This window comes from Chitinophaga sancti, from assembly GCF_034087045.1.
Lineage (GTDB): Bacteria > Bacteroidota > Bacteroidia > Chitinophagales > Chitinophagaceae > Chitinophaga > Chitinophaga sancti_B.
In genome coordinates this window covers 7,018,837-7,039,379 of sequence record NZ_CP139247.1, presented here as the reverse complement: position 1 = coordinate 7,039,379, position 20,543 = coordinate 7,018,837, and the positions used below count along the sequence as shown (strand labels likewise).

Annotated in this window: 10 protein-coding genes; all 10 read right to left on the bottom strand. The window is 46.0% G+C overall.

From position 1 onward, the window contains the following. Positions 1 to 7: 7 nt before the first annotated feature. The 10 genes from SIO70_RS28305 to SIO70_RS28260 are packed head-to-tail and all read right to left on the bottom strand — an operon-like array spanning position 8 to position 20,543. Positions 8 to 4,096 carry a DUF4157 domain-containing protein gene (locus tag SIO70_RS28305; RefSeq protein WP_320576541.1) on the bottom strand — a complete coding sequence of 1,363 codons (4,089 nt, stop codon included), beginning with the start codon at positions 4,094 to 4,096 and terminating at the stop codon, positions 8 to 10. Further along, positions 4,096 to 5,283, bottom strand: a complete 1,188-nt coding sequence (locus SIO70_RS28300; RefSeq protein WP_320576539.1) for a hypothetical protein — start codon at positions 5,281 to 5,283, stop codon at positions 4,096 to 4,098. The genes SIO70_RS28305 and SIO70_RS28300 overlap by 1 nt, the downstream gene beginning before the upstream one ends. After that, positions 5,274 to 6,728 carry a contractile injection system tape measure protein gene (locus SIO70_RS28295; protein WP_320576537.1) on the bottom strand — a complete coding sequence of 485 codons (1,455 nt, stop codon included), beginning with the start codon at positions 6,726 to 6,728 and terminating at the stop codon, positions 5,274 to 5,276. Before SIO70_RS28295 ends, SIO70_RS28300 begins: the two co-directional genes overlap by 10 nt. A 3-nt stretch (positions 6,729 to 6,731) precedes the next feature. Continuing rightward, positions 6,732 to 12,824, bottom strand: coding sequence for a hypothetical protein (locus SIO70_RS28290; RefSeq protein WP_320576536.1), 6,093 nt, complete (start codon positions 12,822 to 12,824; stop codon positions 6,732 to 6,734). A gap of 10 nt (positions 12,825 to 12,834) precedes the next feature. Then, positions 12,835 to 17,154: a hypothetical protein gene (locus SIO70_RS28285; RefSeq protein WP_320576534.1), complete on the bottom strand. Its 4,320-nt coding sequence runs from the start codon at positions 17,152 to 17,154 to the stop codon at positions 12,835 to 12,837. 13 nt (positions 17,155 to 17,167) lie between these two features. After that, complete coding sequence (locus tag SIO70_RS28280) at positions 17,168 to 17,593, bottom strand: GPW/gp25 family protein (protein WP_320576533.1); 426 nt, start codon at positions 17,591 to 17,593, stop codon at positions 17,168 to 17,170. 15 nt (positions 17,594 to 17,608) lie between these two features. After that, a complete protein-coding gene (locus SIO70_RS28275; protein WP_320576532.1) occupies positions 17,609 to 17,902 on the bottom strand; it encodes a PAAR domain-containing protein in 294 nt (97 codons plus the stop codon). A gap of 1 nt (position 17,903) precedes the next feature. Next, positions 17,904 to 19,676 carry a type VI secretion system tip protein VgrG gene (gene vgrG, locus SIO70_RS28270; protein WP_320576530.1) on the bottom strand — a complete coding sequence of 591 codons (1,773 nt, stop codon included), beginning with the start codon at positions 19,674 to 19,676 and terminating at the stop codon, positions 17,904 to 17,906. Further along, a complete protein-coding gene (locus SIO70_RS28265) occupies positions 19,676 to 20,371 on the bottom strand; it encodes a hypothetical protein (protein ID WP_083722089.1) in 696 nt (231 codons plus the stop codon). The genes vgrG and SIO70_RS28265 overlap by 1 nt, the downstream gene beginning before the upstream one ends. Beyond that, complete coding sequence (locus SIO70_RS28260) at positions 20,361 to 20,543, bottom strand: DUF5908 family protein (RefSeq protein ID WP_083722088.1); 183 nt, start codon at positions 20,541 to 20,543, stop codon at positions 20,361 to 20,363. Before SIO70_RS28260 ends, SIO70_RS28265 begins: the two co-directional genes overlap by 11 nt.

Sequence of the window (20,543 nt, the reverse complement as noted above, 5' to 3'; positions counted from 1 at the left end):
TCTTTTTTTATGGGGTCCATGTGCCAAAGATAGCAGTCAGCTGATCGTTGGTTAAAGTTGTTCTGAGTGTATTGTAGATCCTTCCAAAGTAGGCATCCACTTCTGCCAGGTAAGGCCCCTGCACGCTGGCAGGTACGCCTATTGCATTCATATCACTTACCAGGAAGGCTCTTTCTTCTGCAAAGGTGCGGGTAGCGACCGTTGCTCTTCTGGCACCCTGCAGGTCATTGATCAATCCATGTGGGGTACCACGGGCGCCGTCGGCGAAGTTACGTGTTCTCAGTAACAAAGCCGGAGCGTCATCCCTGCCATAGACCCCCATACCTGCAAAGCGTTCCCTTGCCCAGGCATCTTGTATACCGTGATGTGATTGGAAGAAGTTGCTCGTACCCCTGTTGTCAGTCAGGAACCCGTGGGTATTGAATTCAAATTCACGGATCACAACGCCATCAGCCCGGGTATATTCCCACAATCCGCCAACACCCCTGCGCAACGTTACACCTGCCCTGGCCTGTATCGCTGAAATGAGGCGGTTGTCCATGAATTGCTGCAGCTCTGTTCCATTGGTGACACCATTGAGTGCGTCGATGGCGTTGGCAAGATCTGTCTGATTGTCTCTGAACATATGCAGGTATTCCCTGAGTGCACGGTCATCAGAAGACAGGTTGAGCCTGGTGATGAGGTTATGTACCTTGGTCAGATTCTGTGGAGAAATATTGACAGGTATACAAGGGGAATTACAATAGGTAAGTGCACGACGTACATCAGGGTCCATGTTGTGCCACATCCTGCGGAGGTCAGGATCGGCATCGAGCATGGCACGGGTTTCAGGACTCAGGCTCTGTTCCCATGCCAGTGCTTCCGGATTCGGAACATCAGGAGTAACAGGTCTGTTGGGTTCATCGACTGGTTGCCCTGTTCTTACTTCAGTTTCAGTCGCATTGGCGGCAGTTCTGGTAGTATTGGCTTCTGTTTCTGCTTCTAGTATCTGCGCTTCGGCAGCCTGGCGGTTGGTATCGGCTGTGGCAATCGCATCATCAGTGGCGTTTTCAATACCTCCCAGGCGTGTTTCCTGTGCATCAGTGGCACCTCGCCATATCTCACGACGCCTACGCCAGAACTCCCTTTCTGCGGCGAGTCTTTCTCTGGCCAGTTCAGTACCTGCAGCACGTAAGTTGGTAAAGAAGTTTTCATCAGCTATTGCGAGTCGGATAAAGCCTATCGTGGTTCGGACTGCCGAAATGATTTCATCAATATTACGGATAGTACTCACGATCCTGGCTGCACCGCTGGCAAGGCTGGGGGGCAATTGTCGCATGCTGCGCAGTAAACGGATAGGTACCTCGCCCACTTTTGTGAGAAACTCACCGAATGTGCTGATGGTCTTGATGGTTTCGATGGCTTCAAGCGCCGCTTTGACGGCACCATAGCCAGCAACAATGAGTAAGACTATGTTTACCACAAAGTTAGTCACCTTTCTCACCCAGAAGATCGCGAGCTGACATTCTTCAAATGGACCTTCGATAAGAGAGGCTTCCAGTTTGGTTTCTTCCCACATCCTGGAAATCATTTCACCGGGCGCATTAAATGCCTGACCGATAGAAGCGACGAAGTCGTGTACCTTATCAGCAGATTCCCTGCATATAGCCCCGCCGCTGGCTTTAAAAAGTAACCAGCCGCAGAAGTGTACAATACCTGCCGCGAGGTCAACTATGCCACTTACAATGCTTGCAATGGCATCAAAAATACCGGCGATGACACCAGCTACTCCACAAACTACATATTCTACAAAACCAATCAGGTAATCACCTACATCAGTGATAAAATCCCATGCCTGCCGGAGGAAGTTTCTTTCAATACTATACACAGGCAGTTCGGGGAGTAATTCACTGCGTAAGGTGTTGTAATCTCCCTGCTGCATATCGTCCATGAGAGAGAAGGCGGCGGTTTCATTCCATTCGGCTTGTGTGAGTTCCCCAAGTTTGGCATATACTGCCACTCGTGCCATGTGATTGGGCAACCGGCGGAAGTTGAGTAAAATAGAGTGGCTGTCTGCCATGCTGGTCCAGCCTGAAATAAGGTTTTTAATCTTATAGGCATACCAGTGAGTGGCGTATTCCAGGGCTTTTACACTGCCACTCCCAAAGAAGGCGAGCGACAGGTAGTGCGCATCCAGATCCTGCAAATCCCCAAAGAGGAAGACTGCCATATCATCAGGCAGGGAATTCCCCTGTGTCTCCATCTCTGAGAGAATGTTGTCCATCGTACCACCGGTAGGCCCCGTAAGCAGTTCCCTGATCTCTTTGCTGTCGTCGTCAGAGGTGTAGCCATTCAGACGATTCAACACCTCTTTTGCAATGAGTTCAGTGATCTGGGTAGATTGTACCTGTATGAAGATGCGGAGCAATGCTTTCCAGTCAGAAGTAACACAATCAGAACTGAGCCAGTCATACACATATAGTACATTTTCTTCTGCCTTCGCAGCTACGGCGTTCAGTATAGCATCTACATCATTCGCACCCAGTCCCTGGAATTTGGATAAGATAATGGCGCTGTCATTGCTGGAAGTCCAGCCATCCAGTGCATCGTATACATCATTGGCGTGAGAAGTTTGTTCTTCTGCGGTGAGCAGGTTGATCGCTTTCCCAGCAGCGCCTTGTTGAATGGTATGTGTCAGCTCATGTGCCAGCAGGTGCTGACCGCTGCTATGAGCCGTGTTATACTTGCCACTGTTGAAGTAAATGTGATTGCCATGGGTAAAGGCCTGTGCATGCAGGTCTTTGTTCATCTGTACAGCGCTGCTATCCGTATGAATTCGGATACCACTGAAATCTGCGCCCATAGCACTACCCATACTTTGTTGTATGTGTGAAGGAAGCGGGCTACCACTGCCTTTGCTTCCGGCAAGTGTAGATTCTACGGAAGGCGGTGCTGCTGATGGCCCACCTTTCTTTTGCAGCATCTTTTCTTTTTGTTCACAGGCGGCACATTTCCTTTGCAGGTGTTCAGGGCTGTTGCTTTCGAAGATGGGCTTGCGCTGGATCTTTACGGGAGCAATGGAGCGCTGAATGGTAGGAGTTGCCATACGCTGAATGACCTGGGAGGCGACACTATCAGCTTCTTTTTCGTATATGTCATCGGGCTGGCCGACGGTGAGTTTGGTTTGAACCGCACTGCTCGTGCTGGTCGCAAAGGCTGTAAAAAAGCCGGAATAGTTAGAGAGTGGTTTGGCATTTTCTTTCACTTCACTGAAAAGGCCGCTGTTACCATCGATGCTGTAAACGGTGTCGCCTTCCACTTTTACCACTATGCAGTGGTGCTGGTAGGGTTGGTCGATGTAACCGATATCACCTGGTTGAGGAACAGTGGTTTGGGTAAGGGTATGGAAGGCAGACACACCTTTACCCATTTGCCAGTCACCTATGTTTTTGCCTGCTTTTTTATGTGCCCAAACAGCGAAGATGCCACACCAGGAGGGAAGCTGACCGCCGATGTTTTCGATGGTGGTGTCATCCCATACCCCGGGGGCGGCGAGGTGAAAGATTTCTAAAAGGTATTGGGCACCCACTCTTTTGCCACTGCCATCGTTGTTTTTGGCCTGGATTTTATCCAGCATAGTTCTGGCCGCGGTGATGATAGATTCACGGCTGCCATCAGGTTTTACATCATTCAGGAGCTGGATGTTTGTAGCAGGTTGGCGGTATACTACTTCCCCTTCTTCACATTCCCGGCAACTGCGTTGTATATCATTGGGCGCTTCGGTTTCAAAGATGGGTTTCTTTTGAACTTCTTCCTTTGATTCCGGGTCTTCCTCCTCTTCTTCCGATTCTTTTACCGGTTCTGTAGGCGCGGCAGGTGGTGGAGGTGGTTCTGGAGCAGGATCTGGTTTTTGTTCTTCTGTTTTAGTATGAATTTCTTCCTCCTGTTCGTCGCATGCACACCTTTGAATCTCTTCCTCCTGCTCATCACAGGCACATCTTTGCACATCAGCAAAAAAATCAGACCCCGAAAAAAAATCCTCCCCGCCCTCTTTTCCAAAAAAGGGGGTATTTGTTTTCGCGGGAGTCGCGACAGATGTTGGGGTAGCTTTTTCCATTATTTAATTTCCTTTGGCGGCGCCAGGAATATATCATGCAGCACACTTGCCAATGATTCCAGTTCTGCCTTCCTTGTTTTGTTGCCTTTGCTGGTGGCATTACCATAGGTTTCAATCAATATCATATTCATCGCCGGTCGGGTAGGAGTGGCATGCGAGCCCCAGTTGCCAAAGGTGACACCCTCAGTAGATCGCTTGGCTGTCTTGTTGGGGTAACGTACATGTTGATCCTTTTTACCCAGTTTATTGGCGGGTACTCTAACCTTCAGATCATCGGCTTTTTTTGCCATCTCAAGTGCCAGTGCTTCATCAGCTGCTTCATTGCCTGGTCTTGGATCGGTGGTGATACTTGGACCACCCAGTTCATTCATGGTTGATTCGTCAAAATTGCTATGACCATGTACACTGGCCAGGCGCTCAGGTTTGAAACGATCTACCAGGTCCATTAATACGAGGTTGTTATCTTCAATACATCTTTTCCCGGTACTGTCTACCGTACAGTTTTTATCTCCATTAAATTCGGCATTGCTACCCACTTTTGGGAATTGCCTGTTAGGGTCAACCGCGCCTTTCACCGGTGTTTCTCTGCTGCCAATAGCTACATTGTCAGGGAAGAGACTGGGTACAATGATCACAGAATAATATGGCATTTGTGCCATAGGCCCCCGCATGATTTCCAGCAGATGATTTACTACTTCCACTCCACCGCGTTCACTTCCATGTACACCACCAATGATCATTGCACGACGATCGCTGGTACCGGGAAAGTAGTAAGCTTTGATCTTGCCTTCCTTGCCCATGCTGGCTTCAATATTACCTGGTTCTGATCCCCAGTTGTTTTCCCTTGATCGTTTATTACGTTCCACCAATAGCTCGTGTGGCCATAATGGCTCCGGGCCATATTGCATGATGGTTGTAGCTAACCACCAGTCGTCGCTGATAATGGGGAAGATGCTGCCGATGTATTGATCCAGGTCCGGGTCTTTACAGGGGCATTTTGTTCTGAGTATGTTGAAGATGTTTCCTTTATTGCCATCGAATCCCCAGCTGTTTTTGACGCTTTCACTAAGCGGACTGCGTTGAATAGTGGGCGTGAAGAAACTGCTTTCAGATTGTGATCCGAAAAAAGGTGTTTCCTCTGTGACAGGGGAAGGTTTCTTACATTGGTTATATTTTTTCATCGCCATTCAACTCTTAAAATATTTTTCATCCATGGCAGCCGGATATGACTGATACTCCATGGCAAGTAATCTAAAAGTATATCGAGGGGTTGTTGTTCAACCTGTATATAGGTTTGTTCATTGAGGGTAAAGATCTTTCCGTTGCGTTGCAGAAAGCTACCTCTCAATGCATCGACAGATGTATTTTGTAGTTTTTCCCAGTGTTCGATCACCACTTCCAGCAGGTTGTCTGCTTCTTCACATTCTTCGGGTGTCAATACAATTTCCTGTGCAAGGTTTTTACCTAATGGCCATGCGCAGAGTAACTTGGGCACTACTAAGGCATGTTCAGGGGTTTCGGTTTCACCTGTAGCGAGGTAATGCAGCAGGTACAATGCCTTTTCGTGTGCCGTGATATCTGCAAAGGCGTTATTTTTTAACAGGCCTAGTTTTTTGAAGAAGGTGGAAAGGAAGGGATTGAGCAGGACAAGTCCGGCATTGATGAGGAAGATGCCATCGGATGGGATGGTGTCATCTTCATGTTCAATACTGATTGCGTTATTTTGTGAATTGGGGGCAATAGGAGGAAGTACATTTGAAACGGTCATTTCCTTTAATAGGGGAAAGCATACCGGTAGTACGTTTATTACCACTTCACTTAATTCCGCTATAGATATTTTCATTGCAATTTCCTCCTGCTGTATGTAAGCCGCTGCTACCTGAGATGTGGAGAGGTTTTTTCCATGGATTCCTGCAGCCATCTTAAAGATCAGTTTCCAGAGCTGATGCCTCATAACAACAGGAATGGAATAAGATGATGATGGGCGGAAACCGGACGGATCTTCACTTTTTGAAAAAGCTTTGAGCGTAGCCAGTTCATGAAATACGGTTAGTATATTCGACTGACTGGTGGCAGTCAATATTTCCAATAATTGAATCAGAAAAGGAGCTGGGTGATCAGTGATCACTCTCTGTAATACGACAGGATCATGCAATAACAGTTCTCTGAGTAACGTGACCATGTGGAAGTCAGTAGCAAATGCTTCGAGTACATGATTGTACCAAACGGAGTCTGCCTTTAATGTATTCCATGGGAGGTACCCTTTTTGCATGTAAAATAGCCACTGCCGCGCGACAGACAGGCGGATGGTATTGCCTGCCTTTGCTGAAATACGCAATGCGGTGGGAATGTGCTTTCGCAGTTGTTCCAGCAGGAGTGCATAGATTATTTCTTCGCTTTTACCTGCCCTCATGTCTTTGATACGTAGAATGCCCAGGTCAATGGTAACACTATCCAGTTGTATTACTTCGCCTTCTACACAAAGTTCATTGCATGCTTTTTCTAACAGCGGCACCAGATGATGATGGTAATACCTGCTCATTTCGTGCTGCCATTCGAAAGCAGGTGCTGACTTTGGAAATTTCAAAGCCAGCATCTGCCTGCGGATCATATGGGGTTGTTCCGCTGCCATGTATTATTTAAAGAGATTTTCAATCTGGATCATGTCTAATGAAGGTTCGTATTTTTTCACTGTAGCAGCATTCCATTCTCTATAGATGTCTGCCAGCGGCATTTTGGTTTTGATCTGGTTTAAGATAGGTTTGGCAGCAATGAGGTCATTGATGTCTTTGCCACCGAAAGTGTATTTGTCCAGGTAGTTACCGGTGAGTAAGCTGAGGAGAGAAGTGGCCTGTTTTTTATTCAGGATCTTCTTTTTGCCACTCGGCCAGTCGGCTATAATTTTGTCAACTACTTGCTGGTATTGTGTTAAAGAGGGATCAGCTGCTTCGGAGAAGGTGGTGATCATGCCAGCGAGTTGTTTGTCTTTAATGTCGGCAGCCAGTTCTTTGATGGCTTTTTTGCGGGCATTGAGACGGCCATTGACAATTCTGGCTTTATTGCTTGCGTCAATGTTGGCAAGTGGGGGAGTCTGACCAACAGATTTCGGCTCAGCAACAGCTACTGGTTTTGTGACTGCCTTGGCCGAAGTTGTAACTGCACTTACCACCTTAGCCTTGCTCCCTACCGTAGCCGCCGTACTCTCCACTGCAACCTTATCCTCCGCTGTCACTTTTATCACTGGCCCCTGCTCCTCACAAGAGGTCTTCCAATCAAACAAATCATTCACCTGCTCCTGGAAATCCTGTGTCTCCACATCCCTCGTCAACACCTGTAAGAATCCATCAAAATCAAACGGCCCATTACACACCGTCTCCTTCGCCATCCACCTGATCCATTGCTTATAATAACTTTCAAACTGGCAGAATTCTTTCGGCATCAACCAGATAATGCGTAGCAATACATGCGCTGGCGCTTCCCTTTGCAACATATTTTCAATCACCTGCCTGTTACCATCCTTTTTTAACCTCTCCGGCCATGCAGGTAATACAACAGTAGCAATAAACGAATAAGGATCATACCCTGCTACTAAACCAGGAAAATCACACTGACCGAACAGCTCTGCCTGATGTGGTAACAAATAATACCCGCAATTATTTTCACAATGAGGTCGAAGCAGAATATGTTCTACTACATGTAGCCCCTCTCTATTGATCAATTTCTGCGCTCTCTTCACCGCCTCGCAAGCCATCTCAGAAGTGGTATACAATTGCGGATTCCAGGCAAGCATTTCACCCGCCGCAGGCAAACCGGCCATTTGCTGATTAGGTTGTCCATCTGCCCCAACCAGACTAACAACCTGCTGATTAGGTTGCCCATCCGGAGTACTACATCCACAATTATATCCCGGTGCATAGAACGTTACTCCATATGGCCCGCAACTACAATCAAAACTACCACGATAGTTTTCATAATCACCCAGCATCGCCAGTATGTTCAATAACTTTTGTACCGCATCCCTGTAAGTAGCAAAACCATTATTGATCAGCCATCGATCACATACCCCACTGCTTAGCGAATAAGCGGTATTGTTATTATCCTGTAAGAAGGGAATATTGATATAGTATTGTTTATCCTCACCCAACCTGATCAGGCTATTATAATACTGGAATACCGCCAGCAATTGCTGCTTCCAGGTATCAAATGGAATGGGATTGACAGCCGCATAAGCCGTCACCAATCGTTGCTGATTCCCATTGGTGAGGTAATAGTCATTCTGTTTTGTACTGGCTATAATATTGTTTTCATTCCGCAAGGCATCAATCACATCCACCCAATTACAGGTACGCCCCTGTAGCACTGTGGCAAATGGCACACCGTTATTATCTTTCAGAATACTGTTGCCATTCTCGTCGCTGGTAACAAAAGGCTTCTTTGCGGCCAGTGTTTTATATTGATTATATAACGCAATCTTAGCCGCATCTCTTTTGGCAACATCATCATATTCACAAGGGTGTATAATCAGTTGGTCCGCACTCCCCATAAAGAAGCTGTATGCACATGAATGACTATACCGCTGAAATTTGCCTGTATTAATAAACAATTGCACCCCTTTTTCTCCCCACGCATCATCAGGTGTAAGGAACCGGGTATTACTTTCAGCCAGCACCTCTCTCAGGTAAGTACGGGTTACCCCATTACAATCACAGGTGTTGGTATAGTTGCCTGCATACTGCAAGAGAATAAGGAAAAACCTAAATCCCTGCATCGCAGCCGCCGGATCACTATAATACTCCACACTCTGCCATTCGCCCAATGAAAAATAATACACTGCCTCATCCGGTTCTGTAAAACAACATTGAGATTTTATATCAGCACATGGATTGGGTTCGCAAGGGCTAAAGCGGCGATAGAACTCATCACAATCCGCTCTTTTGAATAATTGTTTAATAGGGTAGGTGCTCGCTAACTTCGCCGCTGCTTCTGCATCCATCACAGGCGTAGCAACAATACGACCTTGTAAAACCTGCAAATAATCAGTCTTAAATGCCTGCAAAGCCTCCTCCTGGGTACTGTAACCAGTCAAACTCCTGTATAATATTACCTCTTTGTCAGGCGCATTGCGATTAACGGACTTTATCTGGTAATAGTATAATTTCCCATCCTGAACCACGATATCTCCACCAAGGTATATTTCCAGATAATCCGGAGTCGCCTGTTTACGTGCATCAATAATTCCATTATACACCGCTACAGGATGATCCTTATCCACCAGTCTGTACACATATTGCCCACACTGACTGATTTCATCTACCTGCACATACTCATCATAGGCTTTCGTATCAGTAGCACTCCGTAAACCGTCAATATGCTTACGGATATTCAACAATGAATTAATACTACTATCGGCCCGCACCTCACCTGATACCTCAGCCGGCGTATCACCCGCCATCTCAGTTGGTACATCACTTCGCACCTCTGCTGACCCAGCCGTTTCTGCTCTCACGGCTGCTGACCGATCAGCGGTCTCACCTGCACGCACGTCAGTCACTAATCTACTACTGATCTTATTTGCTTTTAAATTGCCCCCATTGAACTTATATTGAGGCAACGCTGCTGTAAACGTCCTCGCAGCCTCCAGCGCCGCTGGCTGTGTATCATACGCCTGCTCACTAACAAAAGTATATTTCTGAGAAGGCAGATATCCAATAGTATAATTAAACTTCCAGGTATCAGGTGCCTGATTGATGCTCATATCATACCTGAATTCATTCACAATCCTGCAGATCTTATCCTGCAAAGCCTGAGCTGTTGCTGCCGAATTTGTCTCCATCGCACATACTGCCATGGGAGTTTCACCATCTTTTACTGACAACAGGTACTTATCTCCATCCGTCTCCTTCGCAATAGAATAATTCGCTGTATCCAGCATCAGCACGAGTAACTTAAACGCATGCACAGTTACCTGCTCTTTATTGTCAAACTCTGCAAGGGGAGTGAATTTGAAACGGTTCCCTTTCTTCTCCACCAATGCATAAGACATCTTATCCGGCTTATCTATGATATCATTATCTCCAATCTTGAAAGCCTCTGTATCAATAAAAGTTGTCGCCTGCTTTTCATCAAATGCCAATATACCGATTGGCAAAGATGCGGCTTCTGTATCCTCCCAAACCGTGTTATCATTGATTTTGCTGATTGCCTGTACTGCTACCGTATGTGCCTGTTCTTCTTCCGGCGAAGGGGCAATAAACATCCGCACCTTATTCCCGGCACTGTCTTTTAATACAGCATTGTAACGGTATGTGTAGATATACACATCATCAGGAGCGATGTCTGTAGTATATAATCGCTGTAATCCATTAATAACTGTATCCGCTGTTTCTGCCGAAGGCTGCTTCACAGAGAAAATCGCGTTGTTCGCCCTGATCACATAAGCCTGTTCATGGGCCAGGTATTCAGTAGAATAGTTTTGCTGGTCTCCCAGCTGTGTCAACAAGGATTTTGCAGCTTCCTGCGCTTCTGCCCTGGTGTCGTATTTCAGTGTGCTACGGAAATAATCATTTTCACCAACAGGCAATGTGAACAGGTATTGTTCTGCATACTGCACCACCTCAAAGTTACACAGCGTATGGTGGGTATGATCAGTTATACCCGCTAATGCAAGAAAGCGTTTTTCAAAACCAGAAATATCTTTTACCTGGCTGTAATCATAACCAGTACCTCTGTTAGCACTGAGTTCGCTATAATTACCTAAGAAGTTTTCCTTCACCTGAACCTGGTCCTGCCCATAAGATAAAATAGCATAATCCGTAAACTGCTCGGCAAACCTTGACAACAAATGATCCAGGAAACCCTGTCTCCGTGCTGCATATTGATTCTCATCCTCAGCTATCTGTTGCAGATACGCTGAATAATTACTCAGGTTAAAACTGATTTCAAATGAATACCGGGTATTTGCTGCATATAGAAATGCATTGTAGTTACTATCAAAGGTACCCATATACAGCAATGCTGTTGCTGCATTATTAGCAGATGTAGCATCCGGATAATAACGCTTACTGATCAATACAAAATCAGTTGCAGTACTGGTGATGTAGTAAAAGCAACAACCATCTTTTTGTGTAATGACCTGAATAGTGGCATTATTATTCCGCAAATCATCTTCCAGTTGTGCAATCGCAATCGCATTGTCAGCCGTTGTTTCAAAAGTAGCCGGTGTTAGCTGACCAATATCAATCGTCTGTAAATCGGCCGTATCTATAACTGATTTGTCAATGGGATAACACAAAGTATCGCCTGTATTTCCCAATGACCCATCACTAAATCTTTGTAATTTATCCAGATCTGGCACACTATCCAGCCCATTGATAAAATAGGTATGCTGCTCTCCCGGAGCAGACATAGAAAACAGGGTACGTATATGCTGCAGCTGGGTCAGGTAGTTTGCCAGCAACTGATCAAAGAATAACAGGTACCCCTTTAACTGCAAAGCCTGCGCCTTACGCATGGCCGGTGCACTTGCTGAAAGTCCGCCTTTGGCAATACCATACACCCGTGGAAAATCATTTTGAATTGAATAATAATCCGCCAGATCTTTTCTATATACCCCTGTAGGAATCGCTGCATCCAATTGCTCTTCCTGATAGGTGATCTTACCCGTATACCTGAAATTCACCAACAACAGATCATTGTACTTCGAAAAATCAAATGCTACAGGTATTCCATTTCTTGTAAACCTGAATGCACAACAAGCCGGATTTAACAAGGGTATATGGTTCTCAGGAAGGGATATCTTCCAGCGTTCATCCGCATCACGATCACAGAATTTTATTCTCAGGGATTGTAATCTGCTGATGCCAGTTGTAGACAACAACACATTGTATACATCTGAAGTATGGATCTCTTTCCTTAAAATAATTTGTTCAAACTCCGTTGTATCCACAAAGCCATGACTACTGGTCACATTATAAGGTCTGCCTGCAAAAGCCTCATCCATAGAAACACCTTTGTCCAGCAACTGGGGCAATGTATAAAACTGCGGCGCAGGAGAGAAGAAATTGTGTAACCGTTGCATCAGGTCCAGGTACGTCTTTTCAGGATCAGCACCATTACCCAGTTCTATATCCGCCGTCACACCCAGTGGCTGACGGCATAAAATATAGATCTTCAGGAAGTCCTCACAGAAGTTACGATGTGCCAGCAGACTCTTTCTTACCTCTGCAAGCACGTTGGCTTCCACTGCGTTCTCTTCCAGTTCTATATATACATTGTAAAGCCCATTCAGCGACACCCTTGCATTGCGTTCATCATTATAATAACCGCAAAACTGCTGTACATTAAAATCATCGACCACTTCCAGCCACGCATTTCTTACACCATCAATATCTACCAACATCTTCCTGTAATCCAGTATAGTCAAAGGATTACAACCTAATATCTGCGCAGGGGTAAAGAAGTTACTATCCGTAGCACCACTGCCGGGCGCCGGTGTAAACAGATCTACCGCTGGCAGATTGGTACGATAACCCAAATCCAGCAATGCATAGCAAAGTGTTTCCAGTATAGTAATACCTGGATCATGTACGTTATGATCCGTCCATATCTTACCTGATAATTGTGCGAGGTAACCGATTCCTTCCGATCTCAACCTTGTAAAATCCAGGTAGTCCGGGAAACCGGCATTTTGCTTACTGATGACTGTCGTATCGTTTAAAACATCTGCCATGGAGACTTACTTATTTGGGGGTTACGGAATCTTCACAATATTGCATAACAGGCGTAGGCTGATTACCGCATGTAAATTCGCGGTCCCAGTTTTCATCTTCATCATCCGGAATATTTACTTCCACATCGCCGGCTATGAGAATACTACGTGGGGTAATGGGGCACACATTCGTCACATCAGTACCATTGGGATCCCCTGCATGCCATAGCCGCAGGTCCTTTACATAATCAACATAATCTCTTGTTTCGAGGAAATAGACAATATCTGATCGATATATACACTGCCCAAAGCTGAGTTTATCATACACACCTACTGCCCATGGTGCCAGGAATTCCCGCAGGTCGGCAGCCAGTTTATCTTTATAATAACCTTTGTCCTTTCCGGGATAGAGCTTCACCTGTATACAGGCATTCACCTTTTCATACCTTGGATTCATCACCTTTAGCTTTACAAAAGGAGAGGACACTTTTTGCAAACTTTCCTGTATTTTCTCCAACAGGCTCAATGGTGCTTTGGGTTCAAAAGCCTGCGATGCCTTCAACTTGTTCAGGTCAGGAATTACAGCTACCAGTACATGACCCGGTGCCATCGGGAAGTCGTTGGTGAATGCAGCAGCATCCAGTGCATGACTATGATTGATACATTTTACTTTAAATACCTGTGGAAAAGCATCGAGTACAATCCGCTCATAGTCGAACTTCTGAATGGCTCTTCCTTTGTGACGCAGCAACTCGCTCACTCTTACATAATACTGACCCTGTTCTTCCGGTACACTGCCACCAAAGGAAGGATAAGGCTGGGAAATCTTTTTCACCTTCGCATCTGCCTCTTTCAGTTTGGAGATCTGGCTGCCATCCAGTGGTGTGGCCAGTCGCATTTTATCATTGGCGGCATCGTTTGTAAACGTTACCCTCACCGCCTGTGTGTGGATGCCAATCGTCTCTGCCACTGACCTGCTGTTAAATGGAATAGCCGCTTTGATCCAGTGCAGTCCTTTTGGTAAAATGGTGTTTTCGTTCGTAATATTAGCCGGCAGAGAGAACTGGATGATGCCGGATGTGGTCAGTCCGTCAGTTGCATCATCCAGCACTTCAAATCCTGTACGCAAAGGCTTCCACTGGTTGTTGTCCAGGTAGTACCATTGCACGGTCTGCCGTTCGGCTTCAGAATCGGCGGTAGCTTCTGCCAGCTGGAACAATACACTCAGGTTATTGCCCGGCTGGAGCTCTTTCAGACCGATGAATAAATTTCCTTCATCAGTGAATAACGGGAACAGTGTAGGACTGGATGTGTTACTCACTGGCTGATACGTGCCTGTATATGGATGCAGGTGTATCAGGTCAATATCTTTGATTGTCGCAGTAGCGGTATAATCCAGCGAGATCCCTTTGATCTGTGGCGTATACGGCTCATTAGGGATCACTACCCGAATGTTCTGCAGCTTTACGATCTTATCATAGGTAGGTTTTAAGATCTGATCTTCTTCATAGTCGATCATGCGTTTTAGATTGTATCCATCCCACAGCGGTGCATTGTCAGGTACGCCATTCGGATACAAAGGGAAAGCAGCAGGTGGAAAAGGCAGCTTCCCCGCAGGAGGCGGATCACCTAATACCAGTTTATATTCCCCATCAGAGAAATCGATAGGTGTATTGGGTGTATCCGGATATTTCGTCCACAGTTTATCGATCAGCTGATCTGCCCTGTTACGAATGTTTGTTGTTAGCTCATAAGAGTGCTTTACAGCGTCAAATACTTCATCAAAGGTCAATACCTGTGCGGTAGAGGTCCCACTTGGCGAAATGCCATCATAAACAGGGCCTACATATATTTCAGGGTATTTACCCAGTGCCAGCATCTGCCTGGTTAATACATAAGAATACCGGGAATGCTGGAAATCCAGGTTCTTGGCAGAAGCCAATGTCAGGCGTAGAAATCCATCCTGTGCCGCATTGGTATAAACTGCATCTGTATAACTGAGGCCATCATCCCTTTTATAGGCATTGACACCTGTAAAGTTGCTCCTCTTGAAATTGAAGAAGTACAAAGGTCCATCATTGCCACAGAATTTATCACCCGGAGTGTCGCTGGTAAATAGTTTTTTGGAAGCATTATACGCCCTCCAACTACCATGATCCAAAAAATCCGCAGCGAAGAGAAAATTATCTTCATTAAAATCTGCTGTGTTGATAATGGGCGTGGTAGTCAAATCTTCATACCCATGATAATAGGTTTCCAGACTAGCCGGTTTATCTTTCCAGTTCAGCCTTAAGTTAATAGCTGTCCAGTTTTTATTAAAGATCTCTTTGGAACTCAGAATAAAATGCGAACCCAACCGTGGTCTGGAACTGAATGGATAGATAATTCCATTGATGTCCATCGGACTATCGTCATTCTGCACAATGAAATTCTTCAACCCACATACGGTCACATCAATATTGTTATCCTTTAAAATAACATGCTTGAAGAAATAATACAGCGATACCTCTACATCATCCGTTGTGGGCGGCACCGACAAGCAGCAATTATTTTCAGACTGCTTCTTCCCTGGCAGCCGCATGGCGATCAGGTCATTCAGCAACACCTTTACTACGGGTTGTGTGGTGTTAAAGTCTTCTTTTAACTTGTCCTTGTCGTAAAAGGCAATAGCAGGACTGTCAGGTTGTAGCGTAGCATTGATGGTAATAGAAAACAGATCCCCATTCAATGCCGGATCGAGTGTAATGCTCAGATCATCTGCATCCAGCCATTTGTCTTTTCCACTGAAAGATACATTTAGTGCCTTCTGTGGCGGGAAAATATCTTTCAATGTATCACCGGTATTCAGACTATCAAATTCTGCCTTGGTGATCAGTGCATCGTAGTTGTATTTCAGCTGCGGGTTATAACACAGCGTTTGGGTAGGTTTTTCCAGCAGGAATGTAAATAGGCTGGCTTCCAGTGCGGAGCTGATACCCCGTTTTACCGCCTGCCCGATAAGAGGCTTGCTGATATAATAGTAAGTCTGTTGAATCAACCCTGCTACAGTGCTGTATAGATCTGTAACATCGGTTAAAGAACACGCTAATTTAATTGTAATCGTACGTTTTCCCTCATTCAGCAGCAACACAGGAGAAGCTAATATAAACCCTAACCTTGCATGTGGATAGGGGTAAGTAAATTTCTGCTCAGGGTCAATGTATTTACTAAAATGACTGCCCATGGTAGGCCAGCTATCAGGTATCCCCTTCGATACGCCATCAGCAAACAGTGCATTCGGCGCCATATATACGCCATTGCTTACAAAGAGGGTACGTACATCTGCGACCTGTGCTTTATTAGCCACCAGCTCATTGTCCAGCGAAAATAATACCTCAGCTTTGTTATTGTCTTTCCCATCTTTTACCAGCAATCCGGCTTGCAACCTGTATTGCTCCAGCTGTTGCTGAATATCTACTAGTATATGCACCTGGTCAGGCTGTGCAGGTCGTGGTTTTAGTTGTAATACCTGTTGATAAAAGAAGTCAAGGTGTTTCTTCGCGAAACTATTCAAATCATCCTGCAAGTAGTGGAACAATTTCAGAAATGCAAACAACAAACCCAGGTGTGGGGTGTGCTGCTGTTGCGACGTTGCTTTTAATGGCAATAAGCTATTCTCAATATCAGCCGCTGCCGCTGTGCTGATACTATCTATTACCTGTTCACAGCTATTGAATACATTCACCACAGCAGCAGCAATATCAGTGATACTGGTCAATGATGATACAGCATACAGATCATCTATTTCCAGATCCCAATAGTCATTTTCATAGTAAGGACGAAAATCAATTCTTTTAATGGCAAACAGGGAAGCCGCCGCATTATCCAGGGCAATAAATTCTACAAGGCTATTGTGCAGTTTATCTTTGATCACATGTAACAATAGTGGCTCCAATGTCAATCCGGTATCTTTTACCTGCTGGTACCAGGCATCTACACGACTGATGGTATAGTACCACGTGTATTGCAGGAGTAATTGTAGTCCTCTGGCAGAGGGTTTCTTACCAAAGAGATAATAATACCCATCCAGTTTTTCTTTCTTTCCAGGAAGGTTGTATTTATTGATCGCACTCAGCGTAAAGGGCGTACTATTTCTGAAAAACGCCTGCCAGTCGCCGGCATTGATCAGTACATCGCCCTGGGCATCGTAATAGTTTACGTGCCTGGACAACTGTACGAAATAATCCAGCAGATCGGACAACTGCCTGCCATCAATCTGTGTAGTGCTGGACAATAGATCGTCTAGTACACGTTGACGCTGGCTGGTGCCGGGATCATGTTGAAATGGATGTAGCAGATTAGTGCATTCCATAGTTATTGATTCTTTATACTGGCTTTAATGCCTCGTTCTTGTAGTAATCGTACACATAGTTGAAACGGGAGTTTGTTTCAGGTACGGTGTATTCAATTGAAATGGTGAACCGGCCTTCTATCAGGTCAAAAGAGCTGTCTGCCGTTACAGCAATCTTGTCAGCAATGATGCGGGGTTCATATAGCAGGATAGCTGTCTGCACCCTGTCTTTGATATAACCGATCATTGAGCTGCTCAGTGGTTCAAACAAATAGTCGTTGAGGTTACAGCCATACCTTGGTTGCATCACTCTTTCTCCCAGGCTGGTACTCAGCAGGATGTTGAGGCTTTCGTGAATATCCTCATAGTCGCTTACCAGCTCCACCGCACCTGTTTGCTGGTTAAAGGTGGGAGGGAAGGACCATCCACGGCCAAGAAATGAGTTTACTATTGTGCTCATGTTGTCTTTTTTTAATTATCCTCCTATCATCACAGTTGGAAAACCTGCTACGATCACGCCGCCATGGGCTGTATTATCACCCATGCGAGCCGCAGGTCGTCCTCCTATAAGCACGGTGGCAGAGCCTTTCACAATGGTATCAGGCGGCCCGGTACATACCAGGATATCGCCTACTACCGCAGCTGGCATGCCACCAATCATTACAGTGGGTACACCCGGCCCTGTTACGGGACCACCTACATGTGGCACCGGGCCCGGGTTTACCAGTGGGCAGGTGTGCATATCCGAAATTCTTGCTGCTGGCGGCATATCAGTTTATTTTAACTAATGATCCTGTTATTTCAGTAATACCACTGGATGAAAGCTTGGTGCTTGCACCACCGGAAATCTGTGCATCTGCACTGGCCTGCATAGAAAGCGAAGCGGCTTTAATACTTAAAGATGCAGCTGCTTCCAGACTCAGGTTTCCACCTGCTTTTAGCTTGATGTCCATCGGACTTTCCATGCTTACGCCCTGGGAGTCCATGGTCACCTTGTTGCTGTTCTGATCTGTAATGGTAATTTGCTGGCCAGCTTCATCCAGTACAATCTTATTGCCGGCTGGCGTATCGATGCTAATGGTTTTGGTATCATCGTTAAATGAGATGTGCATTTTACTGCGGGTAGTAAATCCTTTTTCATTATTTGCATCCTGTGCTTTGATAGGTGCGGGCTTGGCACTGCTATGCAACATGCCTAATACTACGGCATCGCGCGGATCATCGTTGATAAACCCTACAATCACCTCATCACCAATCTCCGGCCGGAAGAATGCGCCTCTGTCTTTGCCGGCATCCAGGCTCGCTACCCGTGTCCAGATACCCTGTGCATCATTGTCTATCATGGGTATGCGTACCAGGATCCGATCCTGTCCGTCAGGATCATTTTCCAGTTGCACCACTACGCCGATCTGTAAGCCACTGATGCCACCTGCCAGTCCTGCGGCAGGTGCATCGTTCATATCGTTGTGTACAAAAGCATATGGGGTAGGATCGAGGCCAAACTGAATATGTGTATCCCACATACCTTTGCCCAGTTCCTGTCTGACTGCTGTTACAAACGCATTGCCTTTGAACCGGTTGCCTACGCCATCCAGTTTCACCATATCACCGGGTTTGATGGTAGAAAAACCACTGAAACGTGCCCTGCCCCTGATCTTACTCATACGGCTTTTCAGCATAGTGCCATTCACCCAATCCTGTAATTCCTGTTCCAGGCGGTGACCACTGTGATGAAGCTCAAAAGGCAATTGTTTCATAGCAGCAGAAAGATCCTGTCCGCTCAGGTTACCATGTTCGGAAAAGGAAACACTGTCTGTATCTGCCTGAAATACCTGCTGGTTGCTGTAATCCCATGAGCGGGCAGCTACGTTTTTCCATTGTCTGCGGGCATCGATGTCAGCCTCAAATTCCAGTACAGATGAGCCATAGCTTACCTGTAATACAGGAGCTGCACTGGTATCCGGTTTTTTAATAGTCACCTTTCCATCGTCTACATTCACCAGCATGCTATTGGCCTCTGCGCGCAGCAACATAAAATCCCAGTCACTCAGGTGATGCTGCACCAGTTCTTTATGTGTAAGGGTCGTAGCCTGTGTATCACTGCTAAGCCCATATTTGCTAATGAGGTCGTCATATACCTCACTGTCCTTTACCTGTTCAAAGTAGCGGCTATGCCTGCCCAGTGTCATGCGCATGGCATCGTCCCTGCATTCAATATGTAGTTCCCCATTGCCATTCTCTTTGATCTTGATGGCATGACGGGTAATGATGCCTTTGAATACCTGTTGATTGTCGCCATCTCTTCCTATCCGGATTACCATACTTTTACCTGGTACAAACAGGTCTTCATCACTAATGGCAAATGTTTTATCGGCAGCTTCCCCATCGCGCAGAATAATACGCGCCATGGGAATGCGGTTAATTTCTTTGGTAACAGTAATGGAAAGGATCTGGTAGTCCGGTGATACTGCTGTACCATCCACGAGTAGCGTATAGGTAGCTACATCATGCTGTGAGTCGTTTGGTATCAGTATTTCTTCCATTACTTTTCAGTTTGGTCAAAGGGTGGGAAATAAAGTTCGGAACCTGCTTTGACGCTACGGATGGTGCTCAGGCCATTTACCTTCGCCACCTGCATCACATAGGCGGGATCGTTATAAATAGTATTGGTCAGGTTGTCCAGCCTGTCTCCCTGTACTACCTTTCTATAGTGGGTCAGGTCAGGGGAGCTTTGCCTGTCCTGTGCCAGTCGTTCCTGTCTGGCTACATAGTTCAGGAAGGTGGCATTCAGCTTTACACGCAGTGGATTACCTTCTGGTGTAAAGAGGGTATGATTGATATCAAGATTGGAGAGTACGCAGCGAAATTTAATCTCCGATCCCCAGATGATGAGCAGGAAACGTGGGCGGTGAATATTGCCGTCCATGTTATACACGCATTTCAGAAATGACTGTAGCTGGTCGTGTACAGGCACTGTCTTCAGTGCATCGAGGTAACCTTCCATGGTGCCGGTACCATCAAGGATAAATTCAAGCCGCAACTCTTCAGGTGCAGTCGATTTGAATCGTACATCCGTACCACTGTTGCCATGCCCTCTTCTTTCATCCAGGTCAACCTTGTAGTTTTTGGTGAACGACTCCGGGTTTACAGGCACGGTAAATACCGTTTCTGCACCCGTAAAGTCACGGTTGGGGAAGGAGTGTATCTTCAGCTTTACCAGGTGATTATTATCGCTCATTTCTATCTTTTATAGCATCCATGATCTTGTCCAGGGTATCCTTTATCATTTCTTCGCCTGGTGATACGCTGTTGTTATCACCGCTGCCTGACTTGCCGGCACTGCCGCTGCCGGCATTTGCATCATCGGTCACGGTGGCTTTGATCACCAGCTCTCTGATCTCTATAGGCAT